The sequence below is a fragment of the Stenotrophomonas sp. CFBP 13724 genome, from assembly GCF_014841975.1.
Taxonomy (GTDB): Bacteria; Pseudomonadota; Gammaproteobacteria; order Xanthomonadales; family Xanthomonadaceae; genus Stenotrophomonas; species Stenotrophomonas lacuserhaii.
In genome coordinates this window covers 287889-310628 of the sequence record NZ_JACYUW010000001.1, presented here as the reverse complement: position 1 = coordinate 310628, position 22740 = coordinate 287889, and the positions used below count along the sequence as shown (strand labels likewise).

Genomic DNA, 22740 nt, shown 5'->3' with positions numbered 1-22740 from the left:
AAGCAGCCGGATCCCCCGGTGGCGCCGACCCAGGGTCGGCGAGCGCAGCGGCGCACTGGGGCAGCAATCGCCCCGGCAACGCCGATGAACCGATTCAGACGACGCGGTCGGTCGGTGCCGTCGCGGCCGCGGCCATGGCCGGCTCGTCCTTTTCGCCCTTGGCCACCAGGGTGGTCAGGGCCAGGTCGCCGGTGACGTTCAGCGCGGTCCGGCACATGTCCAGGAAGTGGTTCACGCCCAGGATCAGGCCGATGCCGAGCGGGTTCACCCCGACCATCGCGCAGATCATCGCCACCACCGGCAGCGAGCCCGACGGCACGCCGGCCGTGCCGATCCCGCCAAGGATGCACACCGCCATGACCATGATCTGCTGGCCGATGCTCAGGTCCACGCCGAAGAACTGCGCCAGGAAGATCACCGTCACGCCCTCGAACAGCGCGGTGCCGTTCTGGTTGGCGGTCGCGCCGACCGTCAGCACGAAGCGGGACACCTTCTGCGGCAGGCCCATCTCATCGGCCACGCGCAGCGCGGTCGGCAGGGTCGCATTGCTGGAGGCGGTGGAGAACGCCATCACCGTGGCTTCCTGGGTATCGCGGAAGAATGCCAGCGGCGAGCGACCGGACAACCATACCGCCACGCCATAGGTCACCACCATGTGCAGGCCCAGCGCGAGGACCACCACGCCGACGTAGGCGCCCAGCCGGATGAGCAGCTCGAAGCCGAACAGTGCGGCCAGGTTGAACATGAAGCAGGCCACCGCATACGGCGCCAGGCGGATGACCAGGTTGATCAGGGTCATCGAGACTTCGAAGATGCCTTCGATGGCACGCCGCAGCGGGGCGACCTTTTCATCGTCGGTCAGCACCATGCCGATGCCGAACATCAACGCGAAGAACATCAGCGAGAGGATCGCGCCATTGCTGGAGGCGGCCTCCACGATGTTGCTCGGCACGATCGACAGCAGCATGTCCATGCCCTTGGGCTGGCTGCCGGCACCGGCCACGATTTCCTTTGAACGCTCCAGGTTCTCGGCCAGGATCTGGTTGGCCATGGCCGGGTCCACGCCCACGCCGGGCTTGAGCACGTTCACCAGCACCAGCCCGATCGCCACCGCGATGCTGGACAGCACGATGGTGTAAGCCAGGGTCTTCCAGCCGATCCGGCCGAGCGCGCGGATGTCGCCCATCTCCGACACGCCCATCACCAGCGCGGAGAAGATCAACGGCACGATCAGCATGAAGATCAGGTTGAGGAACAGGCCGGAAGCGGGCGTGGTGATGTAGTGCATCAGCCACTTCGCCGCGTCCATCAGTGCTGGCGTCTGCGCACCCAGCGCATGCACCACCAGACCCAGCACCAGGCCGATGGCGAAGCCGATGCCCATCTTCCAGTGCAGAGGCATCTTCTTCTTCGCGGGGCTGGCTGCTGTCATCGGGTCGGTTTCCTGGGAAATGAGGGCCACTGTAGCAAAGCGCCCCGCGCCCCCGTCTTGCCGATCACGGCGGTGGCGGGTACAGCGGCGGCAGTCCAGTCTGCGTCGAGGTTACCGGCGCCGACCAGTGCGGTCCGTCATGGAACGCTTGTTTCAGCTCCCTGCGCACATCCGGAAGGTCACCATCGCCGGCCCAGCGCGCTTTCTGCAAGGCCTGCAGCGCTTGGCGCTGACGCTCATCGCCCAATTTTGCCTGCACCAGTTCCAGACGCGACACACCCGCCATCGCGCACAACATCGCTGCCACCTCGGCAAAGCTTTCGGCGTCAAGGGCGCGACGCAGGTCGGCGATGCGTGGGGTTCCCTGCAAGGGGGCGCCCGGCGGCGTCGGCGCATGCCCGTCCGGCGCCGCGCGGTGGGCGCGACCCCGGCGCATGCCCCACCACAGGGTCAGCAACCACAACACCAGCAAGCCCGCTGCCAGCGCCATCCAGCCCAGCGGTTGGCCCGTGCTGGCGCCTGCGGGGGGCGAAGGCGCGGCAACCTCGCCACCGGGCAGCGCGGCATCGGTATCCAGCGCCTGCACCGGCGGCGTCGGCTGGGCCGCCCCGCCGCTGGCGGCGGCGACCGCCAACGTCAAGGCGGGCACGCCACTGCTGCGCGCCTGCCCGGCTTTCACGTCCCACCAGCGCATCTGGATGCCGGGCACTTCCAGCGTCCCGGCCGCGCGCGGCACGATGGAATAGCGTCGGGTGATCTTCAGCTGGGGTGAGCCACCGCTGAAGGTTTCGTCGTACTGCGCCGGCTCGGCGAATACCTGGGCATCGCTGCCGACATCGGGCACCGGCAGGTCGGTGAACTGGGCCCGGGTTGCTCCCACCGCGATCCCTTCGATCTCCAGCGTGGCCGCTTCACCGGCGCGCGCCCGGTCCGGGGCCAGCGTGTAACGCAGGCGCAGGTCGTGCAGTGGCAGCCACGGCTGCGGCGCATCGACCGGTTGCGCCTGCACCTGCAGGGTCTGGTCGGCCGCTGCCGCACGCAGCCGGCCATCACCGCGCCCGCCGAAGAAATCGTCGAAGAAACTGCCGGCCGTGCGGCCATCGAAGCGTGCACCGGCCACCCGCAGCGGTCCGCTGCGTTCGGGGATCAACAGATAGCGCCGCTCGGCCACGTTGTAGCGTCGTCCATTGACCTCGCGCACATCGGTGCGGTCCTGGCCGATCACCTGCAGCGATGCCCCTTCGGGGGTATCCAGCACCAGTGAACCAGACGCCAGCTGCGCGGCGTAGAACAACCGCACCACCACGCCCACGCTCTGCTGCACGTAAGGGCTGCTGTCATCCACTTCCGTTTCGATGAAGGCCAGCGCGCTGCCATCGTTGCGCGCCGGGGCCGCCGCAGCGACCTGCAGCTGCAGCGGCTCGGTGAACACCTGGCCGACCTGCAGCGGCGGCACCACCAGCGTGCCGCTGCGCCGGGGCGACAGTGCCACACCGTGCAGCGTGCGCGTCTGCATGCGCCCGTTGATCCACTCGACCTGGCGGCTGCGGGTCTGGTTGCTGAGCTCGAAATCCGCGCCCAGCGGGGTCAGCACCGGCGCGGCGGCCGAATCGGACTGGATGTTCAAGGTGACCGTGTCGCCAAGGGAAACCTGGGCGCGATCCAGCCATGCCCGGGTCTGTGCCGATGCCACGTGCGGCATGCACAGCACGACGGCGAGCAGCCACGCCAGCAGGCGCGCAATGGCCGATGTGGAGGCGGTGCGTGTCATGGTCCTTCCTGTTTCCTGCGTTCGTTTTCCAGCTGGAACTTGGCGCGCAGCAGGTCGCCCGGCCGGTCCGGCACGCGCCGCATCCAGGCTTCAACGGCTTGCTGCTGTTCGCGCTGCTGCGGTGTACGGCCATCACTGCGCTGTGCGGGCTGCTTGCCCTGTTTGTCCTGTTGGCCCTGCTGCACCGCCTGCTGCATGCGCTGGCGCTGTTCTGCGTCGGCGCGCGCCTGGGCCTGCGGATCGACAGGGGGCGGCTGCGGCGCCTGGCCCTGTCCCGGCTTGTCTGATGGCGCGCCCGCTGGCGGCGGCGGCTCGGCAGGATCGCCCGGCTTCGGGGCCCCCTTGCCGGTAGACGACGGCTGGCCGGACGATGGCGGCTGCGCCTGGCCCTGGCCTTGTGGTGGCGGCTTGCTCTTTCCGCCTTGCGATGACGGGGACTTTCCGTCCTTCGGCGAAGGTGGTGGCTTGCGCTTGCGCGCGGCATCGACGACCGCCCGGTTGGCCACGGCATCGGGCATTCCCGGGCGCTGGCTCAAGGCATGGTCGTAGGCCTGCACGGCGCCATCGAGGTCGCCCTGGCGCGCACGCGCATTGCCGAGGTTGTACCAGCCTTCGGCCGTCTGGACGCCTTCAAACGTGCGCACCGCGGTGTCGAAATCGCCGGCGTGGTAAGCCTGCACGCCCTGCTCCAGTTGCTGCTGGCGGCGCTGGTCATCGCGCAGCCAGAGGCTGGAACGGGCACCGGCCTGCGGCTTGGCCGAGGGTGCGCCCTGCGCCAGCACGGGCGCTGGCTGCAGCCCGACACCGCCGATAAGCAGCAGCACCGACAGCACCGCGCTGCGCCGCCGGAATGCCAGCAAGGCAAGCAGCATCAGCGGCGGCAGCAGCCAATAGCCCTGGTCCAGCCACTGGCGCACGGTGCCATGCTCGCTTTCGCCCACCGAACGGTCGGCGCGCAGCAGCTCCAGTGCACGCAGGTCGGCCGTATCGCTGGCCAGACGCTGGTAGCGCCCGCCACCGGCATCGGCCAGGCGGCGCAGGCTGGCTTCGTCCAGCGCGGCGTTGGCAATCTGGCCACGGGTGTCCCGGTAGGCCGCGCCGGCCGCGGTACCCAGCCCGATCACCGATACCTGCACGCCCTGGCTGCGCGCCTGCCGCGCGGATTCGATGGCGGCCGCGTCGGCGCTGTCGGTCAGCAGAAGCACCTGGCCGGCGCGCAGGCCACTGCGTTGCAGCAGCTGGGTGGCCCAGTCCAGCGCGCGGTCGGTGCGCTGGCCATCGGCCGGCATCACCTGCGGCGACAACGCATCCAGGTACAAGCCGATGTTGGCCACGTCATCAGTGAGCGGGGCCACGGTGTAGGCATCGTCGGCATACACCACCAGCGCCAGTTGGCCGCCTTCGCGTTGCTGCAGCAGGCTGGCCAGCTTGGCCCTTGCCTGCAGCAGCCGCGACGGTGGCAGATCGGTAGCGGTGATGCGGGTGGACAGATCCAGCACCACCACCAGCGGTGACTGCGGTTGCAACAGCGGCTGGGCCTGCTGCTTCCAGCCGGGGCCCGCCAGTGCCAGCACGGCCAGCGTCCAACCCAGCAGCACCGCCCACGGCCAGCGCCGTGCCCCCTTGCCGCTGGCCTGCAGCAGGTGCGGCAACAGGTGGGGATCCACCGCCTGCTGCCAGCGTCCGGCATCACGCCCGCGGCGCCACGCCCACAGCGCGATCAACGGCAGCACACACAACGCCCACAGCAGCTGCGGACGGGCCCAGTGCAGCGCAGAATGCAGGTCCAGGTTCATGACCGACGCCCCGGCCACAGCCAAGCCAATGCACCCAGCAGCATCGCCACTCCAAGTGCCCAGAAATAGACTTCGTTACGCGGCCGCAGGGCGGGCCCCTTGGCGGTCACCGGTTCCAGCCGATCCAGTTCGGCATAGATGCCGGCCAGTTCGGCGGTATCACGCGCGCGGAAGAAGCGCCCGCCGGTGCGCTCGGCGATCTGCCGCAGGGTGGCCTCGTCCACGGGATCCTGACCTTGGCCGAGGTCCATGCCGAACAGCTTCATGCCGCCATCCCCGCCGAAGGCCACCGGGTAGACCCGCACCTGCTCGGTGGCCGCCAGATCGGCCGCGCGCAGCGGTGACAGCACGCCGGCATTGCTGACGCCATCGGTGAGCAGGATCAGCACGCGCTGCCCTTCGGGCTGGTCTCGCAGGCGCTTCACCGCCAGCGCGATCGCATCACCGATGGCCGTCTCGCGGCCGGCCAAACCGACTACCGCATCGCCCAGTTGTTCGCGCACGCTGGCCAGGTCGGCGGTGATTGGTGTCAGCGCATAGGCGCGGTCGCCGAATACCAGCAGGCCCACGCGATCGCCGGCACGACGATCGAGGAAATCAGCCAGCACCGCCTTGGCAGCAACCAGCCGCTCCACCACCTGCCGGCCGAGCACCATGTCCGGCTCGCCCATGCTGCCGGACACGTCCATGGCCAGCATCAGCTGACGTGCCTGGGTGGGCGGACTCACCGCTTCACCGAGCAGCTGCGGACGAGCCAGCGCCACGCACAGGCAGCACCATGCCAACCACAGCAGCAGGCGATGGACGCGTGCGCCGTCGCGGCCGCTGCCACCGGCGATTTCCTGCAGTTGCCGTGCCGACCACGGCACGCGCAGCGCGGCGCCTTCCGCTGCCACGCGGCGTGGCCACCAGCGCATCAACCACGGCAACGGCAGCGCAAGCAGCGCCCACGGCCACGCCAGCAGCAGGTCCGGCCACGGCCAAGCGGGAAGGGTCATCGGGAAGACTCCCGCAGCAGCGCCACATGCCGCGTGCGCGCCCAACCTTCCAGCGTTGCCAGCTGCGCTGCATCGATGGCGGGCTGGTAGGCGCCCTGCAGCAGCAGGTCGCGTAGCGCCGGCGCAAGCGTGCTTCCGGGATCAAGCACCTGCAACCACGCCTCACCCTGCAGCAGCTCGCTGCCGGCGCGGTTTTCGCGGGCGGCGCGGCGCAGCAGCTCCACCAGCGCGGCAAGCCGCAGGGGGCCTTCGCCCGCCGCCTGCAGCTCTGCATCGAACTGCCGCTGCCAGGCCCGTTCGCGGCGAAGCCGGCGTGCGCGCAGCAGCACGGGTATCGCCACCAGCAGCAGCACCGCGGCGGCGATCAACCACCAGCCGGGCGCCGGAGGCCACAGACTGGGCGCCGGTGGCAGGTGCACATCACGCAGGGGCAGGTTCGTGCTCATGCCACAACCTCACGCACTGCAGGGGCCAGCCAGCCACTGCTTGGGGCATCGGTTGAGATCACATGGGTCGTCACCCGGCGCGTGGCCATGCTGTCCTGCAACTGTTGCAGCGGCGTAGCGAAGTGGTCCTGCCAGTGCGCGCGCACCTGCGGGCTGCGCAGGTCGACCCGCACGCGACGCTGTTCGGCGAGGAAATCGAGTGCTTCGGTGGGCGGCTGCAGCTCCAGCGGATCCACCAGCAACAACACGTCCACCTGGTGATGCAGGGCGAGCCCGGACCAGCGCGCCAGCGGAACCGCAGCGGCGCGTAGCGGGTCGGCCAGCACCAGCAGGCGCGCGCCCGGCCGCAGCACGCGCGTGGCCTGCTGCAGCGCGTGCTCCAGCCCGGCATCCTCGGCCTGTGGCGCGGCGTACCAGCGGCTCAGTGCATCGAGCACGCGCAGCACGCCACGGGTTCCGCCGGCTGGCGGAATCGGTGCTTCGTGGAGGCTGCCGCGCAGCGCCGCGATGCGGTCACCGCGACGCTGCGCCGACCACGCCGCCACCGCGCCCACGCGTGCGGCCTGCACCGATTTGAAACGGGTACGCGTGCCGAAGTACAGCGCCGGATCGGTATCGGCGACGATCAGCGTGACCCGCTCGCGTTCGGCCTGGAACAACTTGGTATGGGTGCGGCCACTGCGTGCGGTCACCCGCCAGTCGATATGCCGCGCGTCATCGCCGGCAACATATTCGCGTGATTCGGCATACTCCATGCCACGCCCGCGCAGCGGCGATGGCGCCTGGCCGGCCTGCCCGATGCGCCCACGCTTCGGCGCCGGCGGACGGACCGCCGTGCCGCGCAGGGCCACCAGTTCAGCGAGGGTGGGAACCAGGCCATCGCCGTGCAGCAGATCGGGGGAATCAACGGCCATCGCGGTCAGGGGGCCGGCACCTTGGCCAACAGCTCCTGCACCAGCCGTTCGCCATCCCAGCCTTCGGCCAGCGCCTCGTAGCTGGGCAGCACGCGGTGGCGCAATACATCGGCGGCGATCGCGCGCACATCGTCGGGGGTCACGAAGTCGCGCCCGGCCAACCAGGCCCGCGCGCGCGCGCAACGCTCCAGCGCGATCGAGCCACGCGGGCTGGCGCCCCACGCAATGCGCCGCGCCAGCGCGGCGTCGTAGCGGGCGGGCTGGCGCGAGGCCAGCACCAGTTCCACCAGATAACGTTCCAACGGCGGCGCCATGTGCAGGTCCAGCACTTCCCGACGCGCCTGGTGGACATCTTCCAGCGGCATCCGGCGCGGCGGTTCCGGGGCAGCGTCGAGCGCGCCGCGCGCGCGTTCGCGCGCCAGCCGCAGGATTTCGGTTTCGGCGCCTTCGTCGGGATAACCGATACGGACATACATCAGGAAACGATCCAGCTGCGCCTCCGGCAACGGGAACGTGCCCTCCTGTTCGATCGGGTTCTGGGTCGCCATGACCAGGAACAATGGTGGCAGCGCGTAGGTGTGGCGACCGACGGTGACCTGGCGTTCGCCCATCGCTTCCAGCAGCGCGGACTGCACTTTGGCCGGGGCGCGGTTGATCTCGTCGGCCAGCAGGATGGGATGGAAGATCGGGCCGGGCACGAACTCGAAGCGGCCTTCCTGCGGGCGCCAGATTTCGGTACCGGTGAGGTCGGCTGGCAGCAAGTCGGGGGTGAACTGCACGCGGGAAAAATCGGCGTCCAACCGGCTGGCCAGCGCGCGAATGGCGGTGGTCTTGGCCAGCCCCGGCGCCCCTTCGACCAGCAGGTGGCCATCGGCCAGCAACGCGATCAGCAGGCGTTCGACCAGTTCAGCTTGCCCGACGATCTCACTGGACAGCGCAGCGCGCAGGGCCTGGAAGTCATCGTGCAGGCGCGAGGCATTGCTGCCTGCGGTGAGGGTGGGGGGAACGGCAGGGATCTGATTCATCGTGCTTGGACCAGCACCGGTGGATTCCGGTTCCCCATCATCGCAGGGGTCGGTCATGAATGTGATCAAGATTGGATGAACAGTGGATCGAGCGGTGGGACCCCTCGCGGGTGGCTGCTTGGAGCAGTCTGCATGTTTGGCGCCGGGTGGGTGGGGTTGGCAGGACACGCCGCAAGTACATCCCTGTAGGCTGCATCGCCACATCCATGCGGCTCAGCGTCCTGCCAACCCCACCCACCCGTCGCCCGGACAGGTCCCGGGGGCCGCCACACGCGTAATGAAGAAAAAGAAAAGCGGTAGCGCCGACCCATGGTCGGCGAGCGCAGCGGGCCGTTGGCGGCAACATTCCGCCGACCATGCGTCGGCGCTACCAGGGCCCAATGGACCTGTCTGGTGGAGGGAGCCCCTGAGTCAGGGGCGGGCGCGAAGCGGCGGGGTGTGGGTGCTGGTGAGAAGGGGCCCATGATTTGCGGAGCAAACCGTGGGAGCGGCAGCGCGAATGCGATGACGCGGACCCCGGGCCGCAGGCCCGGCACCCCAACCCGTTACTTGCCCTTGGCGACGCGCAGGACCTTCGGGGTCACGAACACCAGCAGTTCGGCCTTGTCCTTGTTGCGGCTGCGCTTCTTGAACAGGTTGCCCAGGAACGGCACGTCACCCAGGAACGGCACCTTGCTGATGCTGTTGCGGTCGGTGAACTCGTACACACCACCGATCACCACCGTCTGCCCGTCTTCCACCAGGACCGCGGTGTTGACTTCGCGACGGTTGATCGACGGCACGGTGCCGTAACCTTCCAGCTCGATCCACTGGTCGACTTCATCCTTCTTGACCGCCATGTTCAGGAACACGCGGTTGTCGTTGGTGATCGTCGGGGTGACCTTCAGCTCCAGCACCACTTCCTTGAACTGGACGTTGGCCTGGTTGCCACCACCGGCGCCGCCGGCGGAGATGGTCACGTAGCCGATTTCCTTACCCTGCTTGATCAGGGCTTCGCGCTGGTTGGTGGTGACCACGCGCGGGTTGGAGATCACTTCGCCGCGCGACTCGGTCTGCATGGCCGACAGTTCAACATCCAGCAGGTAGCCCGCATTGAGGATCGACAGCGCCAGCGAGGCCGGGTTGCTGGTCGCCGCCACCGGCAGGTTGGACATCAGGCCGCGGGTGATGGTGTACGGATCACGCACCGGCGCCGCGCCCGTGCCGCCACCCGCCGCCCACTCGTTGACCGCACGCTGGTACGCCGTGTCCACGGTCGCACGGTCGCGGATGTTGGCGTCGTTGTTGCCAACCGTGTTGTTGAAGAACACGTTGTCACGGCTGCCACTGACGCCGAACTTTGCACCCAGCTCGCGGGCAAAGGTATCGGTGGCGATGACGATGCGGCTTTCGATCAGCACCTGGTCGACCGGACGGTCGATCACCCCGATCAGCTCACGCATGCGCGCAACCTTCTTCGGGATGTCGCTGATCATCAGCATGTTGGTGCGTTCATCGGCCACGATGCGGCCACGCGAGGTCAGGAAACCACTTTCTTCCTGCGCCGAGTTGCCACTGCCACCGCCGCCCTGGCCACCGCTGCCGTTGCCGATGCCGCGGGCTTCGGTGAGGGCTTTGAAGATCGCCGAGGCGCTGTGGTAGTTGATCTGCACGTAATCGGTGATCAGGTCTTCGCGGTTCTCGATCGCGATGCGCGCGTCTTCTTTTTCCTGCTCGAACTTGGCCAGCTCGGCCTGCGGGCCGACCCAGATCACACTGCCATCGCGGCGCTTGTCCAGGCCCTTGGCACGCAGCACGATGTCCAGTGCCTGGTCCCACGGCACGTTGACCAGGCGCAGGGTGACGTTGCCGGCAACGCTGTCCGATGCCACCACGTTGAGGTTGGACTCTTCGGCGATCAACTGCAGCACGGTGCGCACCGGCACGTCCTGGAAGTTGAACGTGACCGGACGTCCGCTGTAACCGCGCTGGGCTACCGCACTGGCGGCCTGGGCGACGGTGCTGGTGGTGATCGCACCGGTGGCGGCGATGCCCTGCTTCGGGGTGATCTCCACCACGTACTCGTTGCCGCTCTGGTACGCCAGCGACTCGAAGGCCGAATTGGTGCTCAGCACCAGCTGGGTACCACCGCCGTACGGTTTGGCGTCGATGCGCTGCACCGGAGTGGCGAAGTCGGTGACGTTGAGCGGCTTCTGCAGCTGCTCGGGCAGGCGTGCGTTGCCGACGTCGATGACCACGCTGTCGCCCTGGTTGCGCAGGTCAGGGTTCGCACCCTGGCCGTCGAACTGCAGCACCAGGCGCCCGGCGCCGTCGTCGCCCCGCTTGAAGTCGATCTTGGACACCGACAGTGACGCCGGTGCGCTGACCGGCGTGGCTGCGGCGGCGGCGGGCGCGCCGGTGGGCGCAGCCGCGGTCGCGTGGCCGCACGCCAGCATCAACGCGACTCCCAGCGCGCCGATCCGGTTCAAGGTTGGGCGCCGGATCGGACGCAGCCCCTTGGCATTGTGAAAGGTCATCGTGCTATCCCCAGTAAACGATCATTGATCTTCAAGCGAGAGCGCGGCCGGCCGTTCCAGCCACCCGCCCGCGCCATCCGGCACCAGCTCTATCAGTTCGATGCGGTCCTCGAAGACCCCGGTCACCCGGCCATCGCTCTGCCCCATGTACACGCCCGGCCGCACGCGGTAACTCACCTTGTCAGGTGCCATCACCACCGCCACCGTGCTACCCCCGGTCCCGATCGTGCCGACCATGTCCAGGCTGTCCAGCGGGAAGGCTTCCAGCGGCTCCTTGCGACGGTTCGGATCAGGACGCAGGCCGCTGCCGCCCTGCGGATTGGACCAGGCATCGGTGAACGGATCGCGCATGCCCTGCGCCGAATATTCAAACGTTTCGAACTGCTGCATCACCGGCAGCGGTTCGAGCGCGGGGGCCGGACGTGCGCGCACGTCTTCCACCCATTTCTGCAGGTTGGGCGCATCGCCGGGCGTGCTGGTCACGCCGCGGCCGCAACCGGCCAGCAGCACCAGTACCACCAGGCCTGCGCTGCGCAGCAGGGAAGAGCGGATCATGGCTTGCCTCCCTTCTCGGCAGCAGCCTTGTCGGCGGCAGCCTTTTCCTGCTGCTCCATCTCGGCCTCATCCAGGTAGCGATAGGTCTTGACCGTACCGGACAGTTCCAGCGCACCGGCACGGATCGAAGCCGGGTTGATGCCGGTCTTGGGGTCCTTCGGCTTCAGGTTGATGTCGTGCATGGTCAGGATGACCACCCGCGGCAGCGAGGCGACGCCGCTGACGAAGGCACCGAACTGGTGGTAACTGCCCACCATGCGCAGCTTGATCGGCTTTTCGGCGTAGAACTCGCGCACCTGCTCGGCTTCGGGTTCGAACAGTTCGTTGACCAGCCCGCTGGACAACGCGGTCTGCGAAACGTCGATGATCAGGTCCGGCATTTCGGTCTTGCTGGGCAGCTGGCGCAGCATCTGCTGCAGCACCTGCTCCATCTGCGCCAGCTGCTGCTTGAGCGGCTCCAGGTTGACCGCGCGCCCCTGTTCCTTTTCGAACTCGGTGCGCAGCTCGGTTTCACGGCGTTCCAGGGTGGCGAGCTCTTCACGCTTGCCGCTGGTCAGCACGAACCACGACACCGCCATGATGACCAGCGCGATCAGCACGCAGAACACCACCTTGGCCTGCTGCGGCCAGTTGCCGATATCGTTGAAGTCCAACTCGTTGATATTGAATTTCTTCTGGCTCACGGCGAGCCCTCCTGACCGCTGGCCGGCGTCGGCGGCGGCGTCTGCTGCGGGGCGGCCGGGGTCAGCCGGCTGCCAGCGGGCGGTGCGGGAGCGGCCGGTGCCGTGCTGCCTGCAGGTGCAGGAGCGGCGGCAGGCGCGGCGCCGTCGGCCGGGGCCAGCGGAGCCAGGGCAGCCGGATCAGCGGCAACCGGCGCATTCGGGTCGGCCACCGAGCCATCCGGATTGAGCGTGGATTCCTCGCTCTGCGCCGGCAGCTTGACCTTCACCACGAACACGTACGGCAACGCGCTGACGTCCGCCAGCGGCAGCGTCTTGGCTTCCTTTTCCTTTTCCGGGTCACGCGCTTCGATGATCGACAGTTCCGGGTTGGTCATCCAGCCGGAGGTCTCCAGGTTGCGCATGTAGGCCGAAACGCGGGCGTTGGACTGCGTGCGCCCTTCCAGGGTCAGTACGTCGCCTTCCTGCTTCAGTGCGGTCAGTACCACGCCATCGGGGATGGTGCGGACCAGGGCATCGAACAGGTGCACCATCTGGGAACGCTTGGACTGCAGTTCCTCGATGACCGCCTTGCGTGCCAGCAGCCGGTCCTTCTGCGCGTCGAGGCGGTCGATTTCCTTGTTCTGCAGCTTGACCTTGTCGATCTCGGCCTGCAGGAAGGTGTTGCGCTCGCCCTGCCCGCTGACCTGGCGGTCGTAGTAGAACCACACCATCAACGACAACAGCAGGCCACCGACGGCGGCCAGGCCCAACATTGCGTAGAACTCGCGCTGGCGTTGCTTGCGACGTTCGGCACGCCACGGCAGCAGGTTGATCCGTGCCATCAGTCGAAACTCCTCATCGCCAGGCCGGTGGCGATCATCAGCGCCGGGGCGTCCTGTGCCAGCGCGTGCGCCTGCACCTTCGGGCCCAGCGTCATCTGCGCCAGCGGGTTGGCCACCACGGTCGGCACGCCAAGCTGCTCTTCCACCAGCTCCGGCAGGCCAGTCAACGCGGCGCAGCCGCCTGCCAGCACGATGTAGTCGACACGGTTGAATTCACTGCCGGCATAGAAGAACTGCAGCAGGCGGCTGATCTGCTGGACCGTCGCTTCCTTGAACGGTTCCAGCACTTCCATTTCATAGCTTTCCGGCAGCCCACCCTGGCGCTTGGCCAGGCCGGCTTCTTCGTAGCTCAGGCCGAAACGGCGCATGATCTCGTCGGTCAACTGCTTGCCGCCGAACACCTGCTCACGGCTGTACAGGCTGCGCCCCCCGCGCAACACGTTCAGCGTGGTCATGGTGGCGCCGATGTCGACCAGCGCGACCACGCCGTCGCTGGACACCGGCAGTTCGCTGGCGACCAGGGCAAAGGCGTTCTCGACCGCGAAGGCCTCCACGTCCATCACCTTGGCGGTCAGTCCGCCCAGTTCCAACGCCGACTGGCGCAGCTCGACGTTTTCAGAACGCGAGGCAGCCAACAGCACCTGGACCATTTCCGGGTTGTTCGGGATGGTCCCGAGCACCTCGAAGTCCAGGTTCACTTCTTCGATCGGGTACGGGATGTAGTTGACGGCCTCCAGTTCAACCTGGGCCTCCATCTCGTTCTCGTCCAGATCGGCCGGCATCGGGATCACCTTGGTGATCACCGCCGAGCCGGCCACCGCTGCTGCGGCGAACTTGACCTTGCTGCCCGACCGGTTGACGGCGCGACGGATGGCCTCCCCTACCGCCTCGACTTCAACGATGTTCTTTTCTACGACGGCGTTCGGCGGCAGCGGTTCCACGGCGTAATGTTCCACGCGGAAACGGTTACCACTGCGTGAAAGCTGCAAAAGCTTTACCGCAGTCGAACTGATGTCGACGCCAATGAGCGACGACTGGCCTTTTGGGATGAGCCCCACGGTTTCTCCCCTGCCGATGGGCACTTGGACGCAATAGCTGCGCCCGCGCATTAATAACGTTTTTTTTGCAAATGGCAACCGTCCCGCCGTGAAGGATTCTTCACAGAACGACACACGGTGACGCGGCTTCCCCTTGCACTCCCCAGAGCCGACCCCAGCCAGCCCCTTGCGTAATCTATACTCTGCGGCCATGAATTCTGCAATCGGAATCTGTCACCGATGACACGCCTTCGCCGCTGGCTGCGCTGGATCCTGGTCGTTTTCCTGGTCCTGGCGTTGATTGGCGCGGCCGCTGCGGGCGGCCTCTACTACGCCATTTCCTCCAAGCTTCCCGACGTGCAGACCCTGCGCGACGTGGAAATGCAGGAGCCCATGTATGTCTACGCCGCCGACGGCAAGCTGATGGCGGTGTTCGGCGAGACGCGGCGCACGCCGATCACCATGAAGGACGTCCCCGAGCGCCTCAAGCAGGCCTTCCTGGCCACCGAGGACGCCCGCTTCTACGAGCACGGCGGGGTCGATTACAAGGGCATCGCGCGCGCGGTGTGGCTGCTGGCCACCACCAGCGACCGCCGCGTGCCCGGTGGTTCGACGATCACCCAGCAGGTGGCGCGGCAGTTCTTCCTGAGTTCGGAATACAGCTATACGCGCAAGCTGGCCGAGATCCTGCTGGCCCGCAAGATCGAGTCGGAACTGAGCAAGGACGAGATCTTCGAGCTGTACCTGAACAAGAGTTTCTTCGGCAATCGCGCCTACGGCGTGGCTGCGGCGGCGCAGTTGTACTACGGCAAGTCGCTGGACCAGCTGGACCTGGATGAAATGGCATCGCTGGCCGGCATCCCCAAGTTCCCGTCTTCGGGCAACCCCATCTCCAATCCGGAGCGCGCACAGCAGCGCCGCGACAACTACGTCCTGCAGCGCATGGCCGACCTGCGCTTCATCAGCCAGGCCGAGGCCGATGCGGCCAAGGCCGTGCCGATGCACGCCACCGTGCACGAGCCACCGGTGCAGGTCGACGCGCCCTACGTGGCCGAACTGGTGCGCCAGGAGATGATCGCCCGCTTCGGCGGCGACGTGGTCAACAAGGGCTACCACGTGACCACCACCATCAATGCCGAGCTGCAGACCGCGGCCAACCTGGCGGTGCGTGACGGCCTGCTGCTGTACGACCACCGGCATGGCTGGCACGGCGTGGAGAAGCAGGTCGCGCTGGGCGCAGGCGACGACGTGGCGACGCTGGCCGGCCACCTGTCCGGGATCAGTGCGCAGTCCGGCCTGCTGCCGGCGATCATCGCCGCCACCGCCGCCGATGGCAGCGCCACCGCCGTGCTGGCCAACCGCACTGAAGTCACCCTGCCCGCCGCTGCGGCGCGCTGGACCAACAAGACCCCTGCCAAGCTGGTGCAGCGCGGCGACATCGTGCGCGTGCGCGTGGGCGAGAAGGAAGGCCAGTGGCTGCTCGACCAGATCCCGCGCGGTCAGTCCGCGCTGGTCTCGGTGGATGCCAACAGCGGTGCCCTGAAGGCGCTGGTGGGTGGCTTCAGCTACTCCGGCAACAAGTTCAACCGCGCCACCCAGGCGCGTCGCCAGCCGGGCTCGAGCTTCAAGCCGTTCATCTATGCAGCGGCCTTCGACAAGGGCTACAACCCGGCTTCGATCGTGCTCGATGCCCCGGTGGTGTTCCGCGACCGCCGTGGCAAGACCTGGTCGCCACAGAACGATGGCGGCGGCTTCCGCGGCCCGATGCGCCTGCGCGAAGCACTGGTGCAGTCGCGCAACCTGGTGTCGGTGCGGCTGCTGGACGGCATGGGCGTGGACTATGCGCGCAAGTACATCAGCGAGTTCGGTTTCGCCGAAGCCGAGCTGCCGCCCAACCTGTCGATGTCGCTGGGCACCGCCTCGCTGACCCCGCTTTCGGTGGCACGTGGCTATGCCGTGTTCGCCAACGGCGGCTCGCGGGTCGACACCTGGCTGATCGACCGGGTTTCCGACCGCGATGGCGTGGAAGTATTCAAGGAAAACCCTGCCCTGGCCTGCCGTGACTGCGCAGGCACCAGCCATGGCCAGCCGGCCAATGCGGTGGTGGATGGCTTCAACTTCGGCGCTGCCGCCGCACCGGCCCCGGCCGACGCCGCCGCGACGCCGCAGCCAGCGGTTGAAGTCCCGGCCCCGCTCAACCCCGATGCGCGCACAGCACCGCGTGCGATCGATGCGCGCACGGCCTACCAGCTGGTGTCGATGATGCGCGACGTGGTCCAGCGCGGTACCGGCACGGCGGCCAAGGTGCTTGGCCGCGAGGACGTGGGCGGCAAGACCGGTTCGACCAACGACCATCGCGATGCCTGGTTCTCCGGCTTTGGCGGTCCTTACGCCACCACGGTGTGGGTCGGTCGCGATGACTTCCGTTCGCTGGGCTACCGCGAATATGGCGGCAAGGCCGCGCTGCCGATCTGGATCGACTACATGCGCACCGCGCTGAAGGACACGCCCATCGCGCAGAACGATCCGCCCTCGGGCATGGTGCAGGCCAGTCTCAACGGCGCCACCGAGTGGGTCAAGGTCGAGGACATGGACCGCTTGCAGGACTACGACCTGAACCTGCAGACGCCGCAGGCCGATGCGGCGGCGTTCGATATCTTCTGACCGACCTCGGCACTGAGCGGTGGCGCGGCACTCCATGCCGCGCCACCTGGCCTTCACCGCGCGGGTGTAGGCTGGTTCCAGGCCATGCAGAGGGGGGAGCAACCCATGCACCGTGCGCGCGAACACACCGCCACCCAGACCCGTGAACGCCGTCATCGGCTGGCCCATGAAGCCGCCAGGCTGATGGTCGAAGGCGGCATCCAGGATTTCCACCAGGCCAAGCGCAAGGCCGCCATCCGGCTGGGCATCCATGACGATGCTTCGCTGCCGCGCAACGCTGAAATCGAGCAGGCCCTGCGCGAGCACCAACGCTTGTTCGCCGGCAGTGCCCAGAGCGATGCGTTGCGGCAGCGGCGGGAAGCTGCGCTGCACGCGCTGGAGTTCCTGCAATCGTTCGCACCACGGCTGGTGGGGCCGGTACTGGAGGGCACTGCTGATGCCCACAGCCCCGTGCAACTGCACCTGCACGAAGACGATCCGGATGCCGTACAGCGTTTCCTCGACGAGCACGGCATCCCGGCCGAGGCACGCAGCCGGCGCCTGCGATGGGATCGCGAACGGGTACTCGATGCGCCGTTGTGGGTGTTCAGCGCCGATGGCGTGGTCTTCGAGCTGCTGGTGCTGCCCTGCCACGCCCTGCGCCAGGCGCCGCTGTCAGCGGTAGACGAAAAGCCGATGCGGCGCGCCTCGCTGGCCCGCCTGCGCGAGCTGCTGCAGGACACCGCACCGGCGCCAGGCGACACGCAGGGCTGAGCAGGCCCGGGGCAACGGATCCGGCAAGCTCAGCCGATCGCAGGGGGCAGCGTCAGCAGGTGCTCACGGTAGCCGTCGCCGGTAAGGCGATAGCGCAGTTGCAGCGTGCTGTCGGCCTCCAGCCCGGCCGGCAATTGCAGCGAGGCCCCCGGGTACAGGCTGCGCGATACCTCATGGGTCGCACATGCACCGGCCGCGCTGCAGCCGGCGACGCTGGTGATGCCCACGCGCAGCGTGCCGATGTTGTGCAGGGTGCGGCCGCGCAGCTCCACCTGCACGCGGCCATCGGCGGGCAGCACGTTGACCAGCGCCCCCCAGACCAGGCTGACGCCGATGCTGGCTTGTGCACCTTCCGCGGGGGCGTCCACGGCCACCTCATCCGGTGCGCGGACACCTTCGAAATAGACCCGATAAGCGGTCTCCTGCTGCACCGGCTGCAGCGGAATGATCCGGATCAAGCGGTTGCCCCCGCCCGCCAGGGCAAATCTGGACGGGGTCAGCGCAATGGCTGCCTGGCTGGGTGCAACGTCCGCTTCGTGTTCCCCGTCGCCGGCCGGCTCCACGATGTGGCGCAGGGACGCCTGCACGAACTGCGCTTGGGTGGATTGCGAATACACGCGGAAAACCGTTGCTTTGCCAGGCTCTACCGACGCACGCATGGGATGGATGATCAGGTTGGCGTGCGCCGCCGGCGTGGACAGAAACAGCGCGAGGGCAAGGCCGGAAAATCGAGTTCTCACGAAAGGTTCCATTGGTATCAGGGACGGGAGGGCGGCAGGCGCAGCTCGACCCGCAGCCCGCCGTGGTAGCGGCCGGGCCGCTTGCTCGAGATGGGAACGCGGGGAGTGTCCAGGCTGAGCGGGGTCGGCACGCAGAACACAGGCTGGGTCATGCCGGGCAGCGCCACCAGCCGCAACCGGACGCGGTCGATGCCGGTCAACATCTGCTCGGTTCCATTGGCCATCGGCAGCCGTGCTCCGCCGTGGTCCAGCGTCACGGTGTAGTCCACGCGCTGGGTCGGGTCGTTTCCACCGTCCGCGTGCCATACCGAATAGCCGCTGGCCGACGACGACGGACCTTCGCCATCACTGACAGTCACGCCCAGGTAGTCGCTCTGCGAACCTGCTCCGTCATACAGGCACATGTCCAGCGCGGCATGTCCGCCGACCGTCTGCGAGATCGGGTCGTAGTGCAGGTTGAGGCCGACCTGGGGCGTTGCCAGGTCGAAGGCGGGGAAGTACACCGACGCCGCATCGCGGTCGCTGATGTCGAGGTCCAGACGGAACATGTAAGTCGCCAGTGCCGGCCCGTCGGCTTGAGTGCGCAGGTCCAGGATCAGTTCGGCCTCCCAGCGCCCTGCCACCAGCCTGGACAACTCGTTACCGGAAATGGACAGGGCCGCACCGGTTCCAGTAGGCGGTCGGCCAGCGCATTCCGGCCCGTAGCGGCTACTCAGCGGCTGATCGGTCCCGTGCCAGAGGTCGTTCGGGCAGGCGCGGTCTGCAAAGGCGCGTTGCAGCGAGCCGGTTACGGCGATCTCCGTGCGCATGCCGCTCCTGCGTTCGGTGAAGCGCAGCGCGATGCTGGTGCGTCCGCCACCCTCGGCACCGGTATCGGCGGTTGGGCAGCGGCCATGTTCTGCATCCGTAGCCGACCGGCAGGTGAGATGGATGCTTCCGTAGCCACGCGCAGGGTCGGCGCTGTAACCGAGCAGCGTGCGTGGTGCCAGCAGCTCGATGGAGGCGGGGGCCCCCGACCGGTCATAGGCCAACGGGTGCTCCTGTACGATGCCAACGGGATCGGTAAGCGGTAGCGCCTGTGCCCGGGCGGCAGGCACCAGCAGCACGGCAGGGAGCACGGCAAGCCAGCGCATCATCACCGTTCCTGCCCACGCTGCGCAGCCCGACCCGGCCGGATCAGGGCCCGCTCCCCCAGCAGTTGCGCCACCCTTGCCTGCTGACGGATGTCGGCCGGCAACTGCGCCACGTCCAACGGCTGGCACTGCACGGTACCGACCATCAACACGGCCAGGCGCTGCTCGCGCACCTGCAGTGGACAATGCAGCAGCCGGCTGCCCTGCAACAGGTACAGCACCTGCTCGCGTCGCGTGAAATCCAGCACGAACCCGCCATTGCCCTCGGTGGCAGGTACCGGCGCATTGAGGATGCGTGCCGCCGAAACCGGCAGGCCCGCGGGATCCTGCGCGCGGCCGATGAACGTGTAGGTCACCTCGATGGGAACGGCCATCGACAGCAACCGGCCCGGCGCCAGGAACACGTCACGCCCGGCACCGCCAGCGCCTACGCCTACGCCTACGCGCACCGCCCCGCTGCTGTCCCCGCTGCTGGCATCCTGCAGTTCGGCACGGTGCATCTGGTAGGCCGGCAAGGCCACCAGCCTGCGCTCGCCAAGCCGCAGGCGCTGCCTGCGCCGTCCTGCCACCTGGAGCTCGGCCGCTACCCCGGACAGTTCACTGTCCTGTGCAGGGTCGACCCTCACCGCCAGGCCCGCATCGGCGCCGTTGCCTTCGCCCCAGTAGAAGCCGCTTGACCCCAAGGCGAAGGCCGCACTGTGCGTCGCGCTGTAGCCCGTTTCCCGACGCCCGGGCTGCCGATGGAAGGCCACGGTGGCGCTGCCATGGCCGAAGTGGTTCTGCAACTGCGCGCCCACACCGACGCTGTATCGCTCGCTGTTGTCGCCACGCAGATCGGCAGACACCTCGGCGGACTGGTCATCGTACTGGCGGCGCAGCGTCTGGCTGGTGCTGTAGCTCATCTGCGGCCGCTGATGGGCCGGCTGCCGCAGGTCCATCGCATGGCGTCGTTGGGAAGTGGCCCGATCGCCGCGCTGCAACCGGGCAAGGCTGAGGTTGAAGAAAAAACCGCGGTCATGCCGAGGGCCACCGGTTGCGTCGCTGCGCTGGTGCCAAAGACCGAAGCGACGCGCAACGCTGTACTCTTTCCAACGCTCGATCCGGCTGAAGCTGCCCTGCCAGTTGCGGCTGCGCTGTGCATCGACGTTGCCGGCACGCAGCCCGGGCAATGCCAGCGAGGGTGGCATGAACACCGCCTCGGAGTAGTCCGGCGCGGGATCTGCGCGCCACGCCTGGCGGCGCGTGTAGCCCAGGTAGAGGCTCCCGCCGCGTAGCGGCAACGCCATCGAAGCACTCAGCGCATCCACGCACCCCGCTCCGTCGTATCGCGCAAACGACCGGCAGCGGATGTCGCGCGAGCGTTGATGATGGACATTCCATGACGCCCGTCGCCGGTAGGATATCTGGCTCCGGGTGCCACGGCTGCCCTCGCTGCCGCGCATGGCGCTCAGCCCAGCGCGCAGCTCCTGGGTGGCGAACCGCTGCCGCAGGTCCAGCCGCAGCTCCGCATAGCGGCCGCTTTCCAGGTCCACCGCAGCTGCGGTCACGGCCATGGCGTGCCCGACCGGCAAACGCAGGCCCGCCATGACCGTGGCTTCGCCGGGCAGGTATCGGGCGCCGCGTTCTGCACGCCGCCCCGCCTGTACGAACCACTGCAGGGCGTCATCGGCGCCGTCGCCACGCTTGTCGAAAGGCGCTTCTTCGCCGCGTACCAGCACGCCCGCTTCGTAGATGCGCAGGGTGACGCTGTAACTGCCGAAGGGATAGCTGCGGGTATCCAGTTCGTTGATTCCGGCAGGCAGGTAATAGGTCTGCAGGAGGCGCTCGCCATCGAACGCCTCCACGCGCGCATCGCGTGCCAGCAGCACGGTGAGCGGGGTGGCCTGCATTGCCGCCTCGACATCGATGTAGGCTTGGCTGCTTCCCACGCGCAGGCCGTCGAAGCGGTCCAGCGGGAGCATGCCGAAGCCGAAGGTGCCGCCAAGTGGACTGGCGAGGTTGCGCCGGTCCATGCGCCCGGCCTGCAGGTAGTGACGACGGTCCAGGTCATGCCGGTAATACGCATTGTCCATGTCGAATCCACCGCCACTGCGGTGTCCGTGATGCTGGCTGAAGTTCCAGTTCGCCGCCAGGTGCCCGTGGGCGGACATCCCCAATGCGCCCGCGCCCTGTATCGCCAGCGCGCGCTGGTCGCGACCACCGCTTGCATTGATCACGTGCTGGTGGAGAAACGCTTTTTCGGCTGCGGCGCTGGCCTGGTGGAAGCGCTCGGTGCTGCGTGGAGCCGGCAGCCACTGCCGCGCCACGAACAGGCGCAGTGCCCCCTCGCCTTCGTCATAGATCGCGGCCACGGCCGTGGCCTCTTCGGGGGGATCCAGATAGCCGCAGCCAGCCTGGGCGTTGCCGTGCCGGCATGCCAGGTGGCTGTTGCGCGGCAACGGAGCAGACAGCGCTGGCAGCAGGCTGGCCCGTGCCGCAGGGTCCAGATCGAGCGCCTGGAGGACGGTGCCGGGATCCTGCAGTTGCACGGTATCCAGATCGACCAGCACCGGCACCACGCCTGCAGAGCGCTCGAACAGCCGGACGTCAAGCTGCTCCACCTGACCTTCCACCAGGTCTTCGAAGCCGTCCGGGACGCGAGTGGCGGTGACGCCCCCCATTACCACGGGCAGTGCGAGCGCGATCGCCAGCCCGGTCACGACGGGGGCGGTAGTCATCATGTGAGAGTGGCCGAAAGGGCCGGCCCCGTAGGGCCGGCGCAGGAAGTTACGGGCTGACGGTCTTCTGGGCCAGGACGATGCTGACCAGTCCTTCGTACAGGCCCGCCGCGGTGATGGGCGCCTGCGTGGTCTGCGCGATCTGGAGCGGCATGGCAATCGAGGCGCCCGGCAACGCGCCATCGAACAGTTCGGCCGCGGTGAAGTCGGTACCCGCCACCGATACGGTTCGGCCATTGAGGCTGACCGTCATCGGCACCCCCACCGCACCGGGGGCAGCAATGACCGGACGCAGCTCGGCGGCATGACCCAGGCGCACGGCGATGTCCTTGCGCGGATCGTTGGAAATGATCCGCACCTGCTCCGACCAGGGCATCAGGCCATTGATCGGGTTGTGGGTCAGCGCCACGCCATCGGGCAACGCGCTGCCATCCGCACGCAGCAGGGCCAGCGTGGGATCGACATCTGCCCAGACCTTGATGTCGGCCTGGATGGCATGTGCGGAGGTGGATGCAGCGGCTAGCGCGATGGCGACCAGCGCGTTCCGGCAATGCGTTTTCATATGACTACTCTCCTTGATATCGATATATGGCGTCATTCAAACGACGCGATACCATCAGCGAAAGCTGGTGGCGGCAGGAGAATAGGCATCGCATTCTGATTTGAACGTAAGGCAATCTTCAAAAATGCGATGTCGTGAGCGGTTTTGTGCGCTTGGTTGCGGAACAAAACATTGCTT

At 67.7% G+C, this 22740-nt stretch carries 18 protein-coding genes; 2 read left to right on the top strand and 16 right to left on the bottom strand.

Annotated features, from left to right (window positions below):
• Positions 1 to 94: 94 nt before the first annotated feature.
• The 12 genes from IFT63_RS01305 to IFT63_RS01250 all read right to left on the bottom strand — a co-directional run bounded on the left by IFT63_RS01305 (position 95) and on the right by IFT63_RS01250 (position 14015).
• Positions 95 to 1432, bottom strand: a complete 1338-nt coding sequence (locus IFT63_RS01305) for a dicarboxylate/amino acid:cation symporter (RefSeq protein WP_192083006.1) — start codon at positions 1430 to 1432, stop codon at positions 95 to 97.
• 64 nt (positions 1433 to 1496) lie between these two features.
• The gene (locus tag IFT63_RS01300) at positions 1497 to 3203 is read right to left on the bottom strand and encodes a BatD family protein (RefSeq protein ID WP_192083004.1); all 1707 of its coding nucleotides are present in this window, start codon (positions 3201 to 3203) and stop codon (positions 1497 to 1499) included.
• Positions 3200 to 4999 carry a VWA domain-containing protein gene (locus IFT63_RS01295; protein ID WP_192083002.1) on the bottom strand — a complete coding sequence of 600 codons (1800 nt, stop codon included), beginning with the start codon at positions 4997 to 4999 and terminating at the stop codon, positions 3200 to 3202. The genes IFT63_RS01300 and IFT63_RS01295 overlap by 4 nt, the downstream gene beginning before the upstream one ends.
• Entirely contained in the window at positions 4996 to 5997 is a 1002-nt protein-coding gene (locus tag IFT63_RS01290) for a VWA domain-containing protein (protein ID WP_192083000.1), read from the bottom strand. The genes IFT63_RS01295 and IFT63_RS01290 overlap by 4 nt, the downstream gene beginning before the upstream one ends.
• A complete protein-coding gene (locus IFT63_RS01285) occupies positions 5994 to 6443 on the bottom strand; it encodes a DUF4381 domain-containing protein (protein ID WP_192082997.1) in 450 nt (149 codons plus the stop codon). Before IFT63_RS01285 ends, IFT63_RS01290 begins: the two co-directional genes overlap by 4 nt.
• Complete coding sequence (locus tag IFT63_RS01280) at positions 6440 to 7357, bottom strand: DUF58 domain-containing protein (protein WP_192082995.1); 918 nt, start codon at positions 7355 to 7357, stop codon at positions 6440 to 6442. Before IFT63_RS01280 ends, IFT63_RS01285 begins: the two co-directional genes overlap by 4 nt.
• 5 nt (positions 7358 to 7362) lie before the next feature.
• Entirely contained in the window at positions 7363 to 8382 is a 1020-nt protein-coding gene (locus IFT63_RS01275) for a MoxR family ATPase (RefSeq protein WP_192082993.1), read from the bottom strand.
• A 545-nt stretch (positions 8383 to 8927) separates the two neighbouring features.
• Complete coding sequence (locus IFT63_RS01270; protein ID WP_042614426.1) at positions 8928 to 10898, bottom strand: type IV pilus secretin PilQ family protein; 1971 nt, start codon at positions 10896 to 10898, stop codon at positions 8928 to 8930.
• A gap of 21 nt (positions 10899 to 10919) precedes the next feature.
• Entirely contained in the window at positions 10920 to 11453 is a 534-nt protein-coding gene (locus tag IFT63_RS01265) for a pilus assembly protein PilP (RefSeq protein ID WP_042614425.1), read from the bottom strand.
• A complete protein-coding gene (pilO, locus tag IFT63_RS01260) occupies positions 11450 to 12136 on the bottom strand; it encodes a type 4a pilus biogenesis protein PilO (protein WP_042614424.1) in 687 nt (228 codons plus the stop codon). The genes IFT63_RS01265 and pilO overlap by 4 nt, the downstream gene beginning before the upstream one ends.
• The gene (locus tag IFT63_RS01255; protein ID WP_192082991.1) at positions 12133 to 12957 is read right to left on the bottom strand and encodes a PilN domain-containing protein; all 825 of its coding nucleotides are present in this window, start codon (positions 12955 to 12957) and stop codon (positions 12133 to 12135) included. The genes pilO and IFT63_RS01255 overlap by 4 nt, the downstream gene beginning before the upstream one ends.
• Positions 12957 to 14015, bottom strand: a complete 1059-nt coding sequence (locus tag IFT63_RS01250) for a pilus assembly protein PilM (protein ID WP_101100965.1) — start codon at positions 14013 to 14015, stop codon at positions 12957 to 12959. Before IFT63_RS01250 ends, IFT63_RS01255 begins: the two co-directional genes overlap by 1 nt.
• A gap of 219 nt (positions 14016 to 14234) precedes the next feature.
• Between IFT63_RS01250 and IFT63_RS01245 the strand changes: the two genes are divergently transcribed.
• Complete coding sequence (locus tag IFT63_RS01245) at positions 14235 to 16658, top strand: penicillin-binding protein 1A (RefSeq protein ID WP_192082989.1); 2424 nt, start codon at positions 14235 to 14237, stop codon at positions 16656 to 16658.
• A 105-nt stretch (positions 16659 to 16763) separates the two neighbouring features.
• Positions 16764 to 17411 carry a hypothetical protein gene (locus tag IFT63_RS01240; protein ID WP_192082987.1) on the top strand — a complete coding sequence of 216 codons (648 nt, stop codon included), beginning with the start codon at positions 16764 to 16766 and terminating at the stop codon, positions 17409 to 17411.
• A 29-nt stretch (positions 17412 to 17440) separates the two neighbouring features.
• Here IFT63_RS01240 and IFT63_RS01235 read toward each other — a convergent pair whose 3' ends face one another.
• From IFT63_RS01235 to IFT63_RS01220, 4 genes are read right to left on the bottom strand one after another with little or no spacing between them, the layout of a single operon-like run.
• Positions 17441 to 18163, bottom strand: coding sequence for a pilus assembly protein (locus IFT63_RS01235; protein WP_042614419.1), 723 nt, complete (start codon positions 18161 to 18163; stop codon positions 17441 to 17443).
• Between the two features lie 5 nt (positions 18164 to 18168).
• The gene (locus IFT63_RS01230) at positions 18169 to 19287 is read right to left on the bottom strand and encodes a CfaE/CblD family pilus tip adhesin (RefSeq protein ID WP_042614418.1); all 1119 of its coding nucleotides are present in this window, start codon (positions 19285 to 19287) and stop codon (positions 18169 to 18171) included.
• Positions 19287 to 22004, bottom strand: coding sequence for a TcfC E-set like domain-containing protein (locus tag IFT63_RS01225; RefSeq protein ID WP_192082985.1), 2718 nt, complete (start codon positions 22002 to 22004; stop codon positions 19287 to 19289). Before IFT63_RS01225 ends, IFT63_RS01230 begins: the two co-directional genes overlap by 1 nt.
• A 46-nt stretch (positions 22005 to 22050) precedes the next feature.
• Positions 22051 to 22563 (bottom strand): CS1 type fimbrial major subunit, encoded by a 513-nt coding sequence (locus IFT63_RS01220; protein ID WP_042614416.1) that lies wholly within the window; start codon positions 22561 to 22563, stop codon positions 22051 to 22053.
• Between the last annotated feature and the right edge of the window lie 177 nt (positions 22564 to 22740).